Source organism: Kitasatospora sp. NPDC058492, assembly GCF_042720685.1.
GTDB lineage: Bacteria > Actinomycetota > Actinomycetes > Streptomycetales > Streptomycetaceae > Kitasatospora.
In genome coordinates this window covers 1-7,828 of record NZ_JBHXMU010000121.1, presented here as the reverse complement: position 1 = coordinate 7,828, position 7,828 = coordinate 1, and the positions used below count along the sequence as shown (strand labels likewise).

General features: G+C 72.7%; 5 protein-coding genes. 1 reads left to right on the top strand and 4 read right to left on the bottom strand.

Annotation, left to right across the window (positions count from 1 at the left end; all coding sequences use genetic code 11):
- Window positions 1-90: 90 nt before the first annotated feature.
- The 4 genes from ACFWPI_RS38950 to ACFWPI_RS38935 all read right to left on the bottom strand — a co-directional run bounded on the left by ACFWPI_RS38950 (window position 91) and on the right by ACFWPI_RS38935 (window position 5,664).
- The gene (locus tag ACFWPI_RS38950) at window positions 91-1,590 is read right to left on the bottom strand and encodes an NCS2 family permease (protein ID WP_380380749.1); all 1,500 of its coding nucleotides are present in this window, start codon (window positions 1,588-1,590) and stop codon (window positions 91-93) included.
- A 335-nt stretch (window positions 1,591-1,925) separates the two neighbouring features.
- Window positions 1,926-4,295 carry a xanthine dehydrogenase subunit D gene (gene pucD, locus ACFWPI_RS38945; RefSeq protein ID WP_063350019.1) on the bottom strand — a complete coding sequence of 790 codons (2,370 nt, stop codon included), beginning with the start codon at window positions 4,293-4,295 and terminating at the stop codon, window positions 1,926-1,928.
- On the bottom strand, window positions 4,292-4,780 hold the full coding sequence (locus tag ACFWPI_RS38940; RefSeq protein WP_063350020.1) for a (2Fe-2S)-binding protein: 489 nt from the start codon (window positions 4,778-4,780) through the stop codon (window positions 4,292-4,294). Before ACFWPI_RS38940 ends, pucD begins: the two co-directional genes overlap by 4 nt.
- On the bottom strand, window positions 4,777-5,664 hold the full coding sequence (locus ACFWPI_RS38935) for an FAD binding domain-containing protein (protein ID WP_380380751.1): 888 nt from the start codon (window positions 5,662-5,664) through the stop codon (window positions 4,777-4,779). The genes ACFWPI_RS38940 and ACFWPI_RS38935 overlap by 4 nt, the downstream gene beginning before the upstream one ends.
- A gap of 451 nt (window positions 5,665-6,115) precedes the next feature.
- Between ACFWPI_RS38935 and ACFWPI_RS38930 the strand changes: the two genes are divergently transcribed.
- Window positions 6,116-7,708: a PucR family transcriptional regulator gene (locus tag ACFWPI_RS38930; protein ID WP_380340180.1), complete on the top strand. Its 1,593-nt coding sequence runs from the start codon at window positions 6,116-6,118 to the stop codon at window positions 7,706-7,708.
- Window positions 7,709-7,828 lie beyond the last annotated feature (120 nt).

Below are 7,828 nucleotides of genomic sequence, written 5' to 3'. Positions count from 1 at the left end.
GCCGATACTCCGCATGGACTCCCTCCTCCGCCTTGCGATGCACGCACTCCGACGCCGCGCGCTGATCCGACGTGATCCGAAAGAGAGCCCCTAGTGCACGCCCAGCCAGGACTTGATCGGGGTGAGCGCGAAGTAGACCACGAAGACCCCGGTGAGGATCCACATCAGCGGGCCGGGCTCGCGCCACTTGCCGGTGCCCGCCTTGATGACCGTGTACGAGATGACGCCCGCGGCGACACCGGCGGTGATGCTGTAGGTGAACGGCATCAGGGTGCAGGTGAGGAAGGCCGGGATGGCGACCTCGCGGTCGGACCAGTCGATGTGCCGGGCCTGGCTCATCATCATCGAGCCGATCACGACGAGGGCGGCGGAGGCCACCTCGGTCGGGACGATCGCGGCGAGCGGCGAGAAGAACAGCATCAGCGCGAACACGCCGCCGGTGACGGTCGAGGCGAGGCCGGTGCGGGCGCCGTCGCCGACACCGGTGGCGGACTCGACGAACACGGTCTGGCCGGAGGCGCCGGACAGGCCGCCGATGGCGCCGCCGGCCCCGTCGATGAACAGGGCCTTGGAGAGGCCGGGCATCCGGCCCTGCTTGTCGGCCAGCCCGGCCTCGGTGCCGACGCCGATGATGGTGGCCATCGCGTCGAAGAAGCCGGCCAGCACCAGGGTGAAGACGGCGACCGAGGCGCTGATGGCGCCCAGGCCGTGGCTGCCGAAGGCACCGAAGAGGTCGACGTGGCCGAAGAGGCCGAAGTCGGGCGCGGAGACCGGACTGCCCGGCCACACCGGGGCGGAGCTGACCCAGGTCTTCGCGGGGAGGTCGGCGACCGCGTTGATGACGAACGCTGCCACGGTGCCGCCGGCGATGCCGATCAGGATCGCGCCGCGGACGTTGCGGGCCAGCAGGACGAAGATCGTCAGCACGGTGAGGCAGAAGACCAGGACGGGCCAGCCGGCCAGCTCGCCGAAGGGGCCGAGCGCGAGCGGCGTGGGGCCGCCGGTGTGCACGAAGCCGGCCTTGACCAGGCCGATCAGTGAGACGAAGAGGCCGATGCCGATGGTGATGGCGTGCTTGAGCGGCAGCGGGATGCCGTTCATGATCTTCTCGCGGAGCCCGGACACGACCAGCAGGACGATCAGCAGGCCGTAGATCACGCACAGGCCCATGGCCTGGGGCCAGGTGGTGTGCGGCACCACCAGCGCGGATATCACGCCGGAGACCGAGAGCCCGGCGGCGACCGCCAGGGGGACGTTGCCGACCACGCCCATCAGGATCGTGGTGACGGCGGCGGCGAGCGCGGTCGCGGTGGTGAGCTGCGCGTGGTCCAGCTCGAGGCCGTTGACGTCGGCGCCGCTCAGGATGATCGGGTTGAGCAGCACGATGTAGGCCATCGCCATGAAGGTGGTGAGGCCGCCGCGGATCTCGTTGCCGAAGGTCGATCCCCGGGCCGTGATCTTGAAGTACGCGTCCAGTGCGTTCTTCGGAGCGGGGGCGGGGGCGGGCGCGGGGGCGGGGGCTGGCGTGGCGGTGTCGTCCTCGGCGGGTCTTTCTTCCGTGGGGCTGTGTTCCGTGGGGATCTGGGTCATGTCCACTCCCAAGTGTCAAAGGGGGTTGGGGTGGGCGAGCCGACCTGACTGCCAGTCAACGAGGTTGGCGCAGGGGGACTGCTCGACTCACTGGGCGCACTGTGGCGGTGCCTGCGGTGCGTGGGTGGTGCGCACCGCTGCAGAACCCCGGCGTGGGAGAGGCAGCGGGATGGTGCGGTCGCGTGCCGGTGGGTGGTGCACGCGAGTGGGGGTGGCGCGGTGGAGCGGCCCCGGGGCGGCGGGGAAGACGGTCGCCGCCCCGGGGAGGTTCTCCTGCACCCCGGCCGTGCTCCCCGGGGCCCGGAGCCCGGGGGAGCTTGCGGGCTCCGGGGGCGTCAGGCCCCGGGGGCCTCCGTGGTCAGGTGCTCGGGCCGGACCGGGATCCGGTTGAGGGCCAGGCCGGTGGCGTTGCGGATGGCTGCCACGATCGACGGCGTCGCCGACACGGTCGGGGCCTCGCCGACGCCGCGCAGCCCGTACGGGGCGTGCGGGTCGGGCAGTTCGAGGATCTCCACCGGGATCGGCGGGGTGTCGAGGATGGTGGGGATCAGGTAGTCGGTGAAGGAGGCGTTGCGCACCTTCCCGTCCCGCACGATGATCTCCTCCATCACGGCGAGGCCGAGCGCCTGGGTGCAGCCGCCCTGGATCTGGCCGACGACGGAGAGCGGGTTGAGCGCCTTGCCGACGTCCTGGACGGCGGTGAGCTCGACGACCTTGACCAGGCCCAGTTCGACGTCCACGTCGACCACCGCGCGGTTGGCGCAGAAGGTGTACTGGACGTGGCCGAAGCCCTGCCCGGTCTCCTTGTCGAAGGGGACGGTCGGGCGGTGGTGGTGTTCGCGGGTGAGGTCGATGGCCTCCTCGCCGAGCAGGTCGACCATGGGGACCAGCACGCCGGCGCTCTCCGAGACGACCTTCCCGGCGATCAGCGTGATGTCGCCGTGGGTCCAGCCGTAGCGGCGGCGGCCCTTCTCGATCAGCGCCCGCCTGACCGCCTCGGCGGCCAGCTTCACGGCCCCGCCGGTCATGTACGTCTGGCGCGAGGCGGAGGTCGATCCGGCCGATCCGACCTCGGTGTTGGCCGGGTGGATGGTGACCAGTTCGACGCCCAGCTCGGTGCGGGCGATCTGGGCGTGCACGGTGACGCCGCCCTGGCCGACCTCCGCCATCGCGGTGTGCACCATGGCGACGGGCTCGCCGCCGATCACCTCCAGGCGCACCCGGGCGGTGGAGTAGTCGTCGAAGCCTTCGGAGAAGCCGACGTTCTTGATGCCGACCGAGTAGCCGACGCCGCGCACGATGCCCTCGCCGTGCGAGGTGTTGGACAGCGCCCCGGGGAGCTGGCGCACGTCCGGGTGCTCGGTGTCCAGCGGCGGCGGCAGCGGCATCTCCTTGGCGCGCCGCAGCAGTTCGGCGACCGGGGCGGGCGAGTCGATCTGCTGGCCGGTGGGCATGCGGTCGCCCTCCGACATGGCGTTGAGCTGCCTCAACTCGACCGGGTCCATGCCGAGTTCGGCGGCCAGCTTGTCCATCTGCGACTCGTAGCCGAACGCGGCCTGGACGGCGCCGAAGCCGCGCATGGCGCCGCAGGACGGGTTGTTGCTGTAGAGCGCGATGGCGTGCATCCGTACGTTCGGGATCACGTACGGGCCGTGCCCGAGCGAGGCCGCGTTGCCGACCACGGCGGGCGAGGCGGAGGCGTACGCGCCGCCGTCCAGCACGATCCGGCAGTCGGCGAAGACCAGCTTGCCGTCGCGGGTGGCGCCGTGCTCGTAGTGCATCCTGGCGGGGTGGCGGTGCACGTGGCCGAAGAAGGACTCGTCGCGGGCGTAGACGATCTTGACGGGCTTGCCGGTGTGCTGGGCCAGCAGGCAGGCGTGGATCTGCATCGACAGGTCCTCGCGGCCGCCGAAGGCGCCGCCGACGCCGGCCAGGGTGAGCCGGACCTTCTCCTCGGGCAGGTCGAGCACCGGGGCCATCTGCTGGCGGTCGACGTGCAGCCACTGGGTGGCGATGTAGAGGTCGATGCCGCCGTCCTCGGCGGGCACCGCGAGGCCGGACTCGGGGCCGAGGAAGGCCTGGTCCTGCATGCCGACCTCGTAGTCGCCGCTGACGACGACGTCCGCGAGCGCGCGGACCTCGTCGGTGACGCCGAGGCCGGAGACCAGCCGCTGCTCGTGGCAGATGTTGCCGTACCCGTGCGACTTGTACTCGTGCGGCTCGTGCACGTAGCCGTGGGTGGCGGGGTCGAGGCACTGCTCCTCGGTGACGATCGGGGTGAGCACCTCGTACTCGACCTTGATCTTCTTCACCGCGCGGCGGGCGGTCTCCGGGTGGTCGGCCGCGACCAGGGCGATCGCCTCGCCGTGGTAGCGGACCTTGTCGATGGCCAGGGCCGGCTGGTCCTGGATCTCCAGGCCGTAGTACTTCGCGCCGGGGATGTCCTGGTGGGTGAGGACGGCGTAGACGCCGGGCACCTTGAGCGCCTCGGAGATGTCCACCGACAGGATGGTGGCGCGCGGGTGCGGCGAGCGCAGCGCCGTGCCCCAGAGCATGTCCTCGTGCCACATGTCGGAGGAGTACGCGAACTCGCCCTTGACCTTGAGGTGGCCGTCCGGGCGCAGCGGTGAGCCGCCGATGCCGTCCTTGCTGGCCTGCCGGATGTCCTGGAGGTTCTTCTGCCCCTGGATGGTGCGGGTGGTCATTGCGAAACGGCCTTTCCGGCGCACGTGCGGGCGGACGCCAGCCGCACCGCGTCCATGATCTTCTCGTAGCCGGTGCAGCGGCAGAGGTTGCCCGACAGCGCCTCGCGGATGTCGTTGTCGCTCGGCTGGGCGTCCCGCTCCAGCAGCGCGTCGGTCTGCACCAGCAGGCCGGGGGTGCAGAAGCCGCACTGGACGGCGCCGGCGTCGATGAACGCCTGCTGGACGAGGCCGAGTTCGCCGTTCTCGTCGGTCAGCCCCTCGACCGTGCGCACCTCGCGGTCCTGCACCTGGCCGGCCGCGACCAGGCAGCTGCAGACCGGCACGCCGTCCAGGTAGACCGTGCAGGAGCCGCACTCGCCCTGCTCGCAGGCGTTCTTGGAGCCCGGCAGGCCGACCCGCTCGCGCAGCACGTACAGGAGGCTCTCGCCCTCCCAGACGTCGTCCGCCTCGACCGGCTTGCCGTTGGCGGTGAAAGTCACCCTCATGCCGCGCTCCTGATCTGCTTGCTGTAGTCGTTCCAGGTCCAGGTGAGGGTGCGGCGGGCCATCACGGCCAGCGCGTGCCGGCGGTAGTCGGCGGTGCCCCGGACGTCGTCGATCGGCGAGGCGGCCGCCTTGACCAGCTCGCCGAAGCGCTGGACCACCTCGGCGCCCAGCAGGTCGCCGGACTCCCAGAGGCCGCGCTCGGCGAGCACGCCCCCCAGGTACTCCTCGGCCTCGACGGCGCGGCGCGGCGTGGGGGCGGCCGAGCCGATGCCGGTGCCGACGGTGCCGTTCTTCGGGTGGAGGGCGAAACCGAAGGCGCAGACCGCGATCACCATGGCGTTGCGGGTGCCGATCTTCGAGAACTGCTGCGGGCCGTCCGCCACCGGGATGCGCACGGCCCGGATCAGCTCGTCGGCCTCCAGGCTGTTGCGCTTCACGCCGACGTAGAAGTCGTCGATCGGGATCAGCCGGGTGCCGCGCACGGAGGCGGCCTCGACCAGGACGTCCCGGCCGGCCGCCAGCAGCGCCGGGTGGGAGTCGCCGGCCGGGGAGGCCGCGCCGAGGTTGCCGCCGACGCCGCCGCGGTTGCGGATCTGCGGGGAGCCGACGGTGTGGGCCGCCAGTGCCAGCCCGGGCAGCGGCCCGGACAGCTCGTCGATGATCCGGGAGTAGGGGACGGAGGCGCCGAGCCTGACGACGCCGCCGTCGTTCGACCACTGGGTGAGCTCGGTGATGCGGTTCAGATCGAGAATCGCGGATGGCCGGTGCACGTCGAAGTTCAGCTCGACCATGACGTCCGTACCGCCCGCGATGGGCAGTGCGGTCGGGTGCTCGGCCTTCGCCGCGAGTGCCTCGTCCCAGGTAGCGGGCCGAAGGAACTCCATGCGGGTGTCTCCTCAAGTCGTCGCCTGCCGGACGGGTGGGCACAGTGCCCGGAACTCGGTGTTCGGACCTCTCAACCAACCGCTTCGTCGCCTCCGCGTCGGGCCCCGGTCACCGGGCTGCGTCCGGCGGCGTGTCGCCCAGTGAACCGCCGGGACGGGGCCCACAGGCAGTCACCGATGGCATGAAGCCCCGGCTGTGCTCCCGCCCGGCATCCTGTACGTTCCTCTAAGGAGAGGAATGCGCAGCCCAGGTGTTCACCAGGTGCTACCTACGACCGTAATCCGGCCGTGATTCGCAAGCGACGGGCCCGTGATCCGGTCGCCCGCCCGGACGTGACGACAAGTACGGATGTTCGGGCACACTGTGACCCCCGACCGAACGCTCGGGCCTCCCCCGTTCGGCCCACCCCCTCAGCCCCATCCCACCCTCAGCCCCGTTAGGAGTCCGCGGATGCGTGTCCGTGACCTGCTCGCCCCCGGCGCCCCGCGACTGCGCCTGCTCGCGGCCGAGGACGAGCTGGACCGGCAGGTCAGCGGCGTCATGACCACGGACCTGCACGACCCCGGCCGCTACCTGCACGGTGGCGAGCTGGTGCTCACCGGCATGCTGTGGCGCACCGCCCCGGCCGACTCCGAGCGGTTCGTGCGGACCATCGTGGCCGGCGGCGCGGTCGCCCTGGCGGCCGGGGAGGCCGAGGTCGGCCCGGTGCCCGAGGACCTGGTGGAGGCCTGCCGGCGGCACCGGATGCCGCTGCTGGCCGTCCCCGACGACATCGCCTTCGGCACCGTCACCGAGTTCATCGGCCGCCAGGTCTCCGCCGACCGCGCCGCCGACCTCGCCGCCCTCGTCGACCGGCACCGCCTGCTGGTCTCGGCGGCCGGCGGCGGCGGCCTGGACGCGGTGCTGGACCTGCTCGGCGGCGACCTCGACCTCGACTGCTGGGTGCTCACCCCCACCGGCGCGGTGATCGCCGGCCCCGCCGACCGCCTCCCGGCCGAGGACCGCGACCAGCTGGTCCGCGCCCACCTCGGCGCCCAGCGCCAGCGCCGCCGCCCCCCGCACCGGGCCCGCCTGGCCGGCGGCTCCTACTCGCTGCTGCCCGCCCCGGCCTCGGCCGACCACCAGGCGCCGCTGGCCGACTGGGTGCTCGCGGTGGCCGGCGACGTCACCGAGTGGACCGCCAAGCGCCAGCAGCTCGCCGAGAACCTGGCCCGGCTGGTCGCCGCCGAGCGCCACCGCCGCGACGAGGGCCGCCGGCTGCGCCGCCGCCTCGCCGACGAGGTGCTGGCCCTGCTCCAGCGCGACGCCGACCCGGCCGAGATCAGCCGCACCCTGTACGCCTCCACGGCGATGGCCGCCCGCTACGAGAGCGTCGAGCCCAAACCCCAGGCCCAGGACGGGTCCTGGCTGGTGCTCAGCGCCGAGGGCACCGGCCTGCCCGAGGGCGTGGTGCGCGCCGTCCTGGAGGAGGCGCTGGGCGGCACCACCGACCGCGCGCTGGTCGCCGGGGCCGGCTCCGGCGCCGTCGTGGTGCTGCCCGCCCTGGACGGCCCGGTGCCCGCCGAGACCCTGCGCGACCTGCTCGCCCCGCTGGAGGCGGGCCTCGGCTCGGAGGGCCGGATCACCCTCGGCGTCTCCGCCCCCGCCTCCGAGGCCGGCGGCCTGCGCGGCGCCCTGGAGGAGGCCCGGCACGCCCGCCGGATCGCCGCCGCCCGGGTCGGCCGGGTCTGCGTGGCGGGCCCCGAGGAGCTGGCCTCGCACGTGCTGCTGCTGGCGGCCGTCCCGGACGAGGTCCGCCGCGCCTTCCGCAGCCGGCTGCTGGACAAGGTGATCGCGTACGACATCGAGCACCAGGCGGACCTGGTCCGCACCCTGGAGGCGTTCCTGCGCTCGGACGGCTCCTGGACGCGCTGCGCCGCGCAGCTGCACGTCCACGTCAACACCCTGCGCTACCGGATCGGCCGGATCGAGGAGCTGACCGGCCGTGACCTCTCCCGGCTGGAGGACCGGGTGGACTTCTACCTGGCGCTCGAACTGGCCTGACGGGTCGGGACGGCCGGGCCCGGGGGTTGGACCGGACGGCCGGGCCTGAGAGCCGTGCCTCATGCAGGAGGGCCCGCCGCGAGCACACGCGGCGGGCCCACCAGCATCGGTGTCGTATAA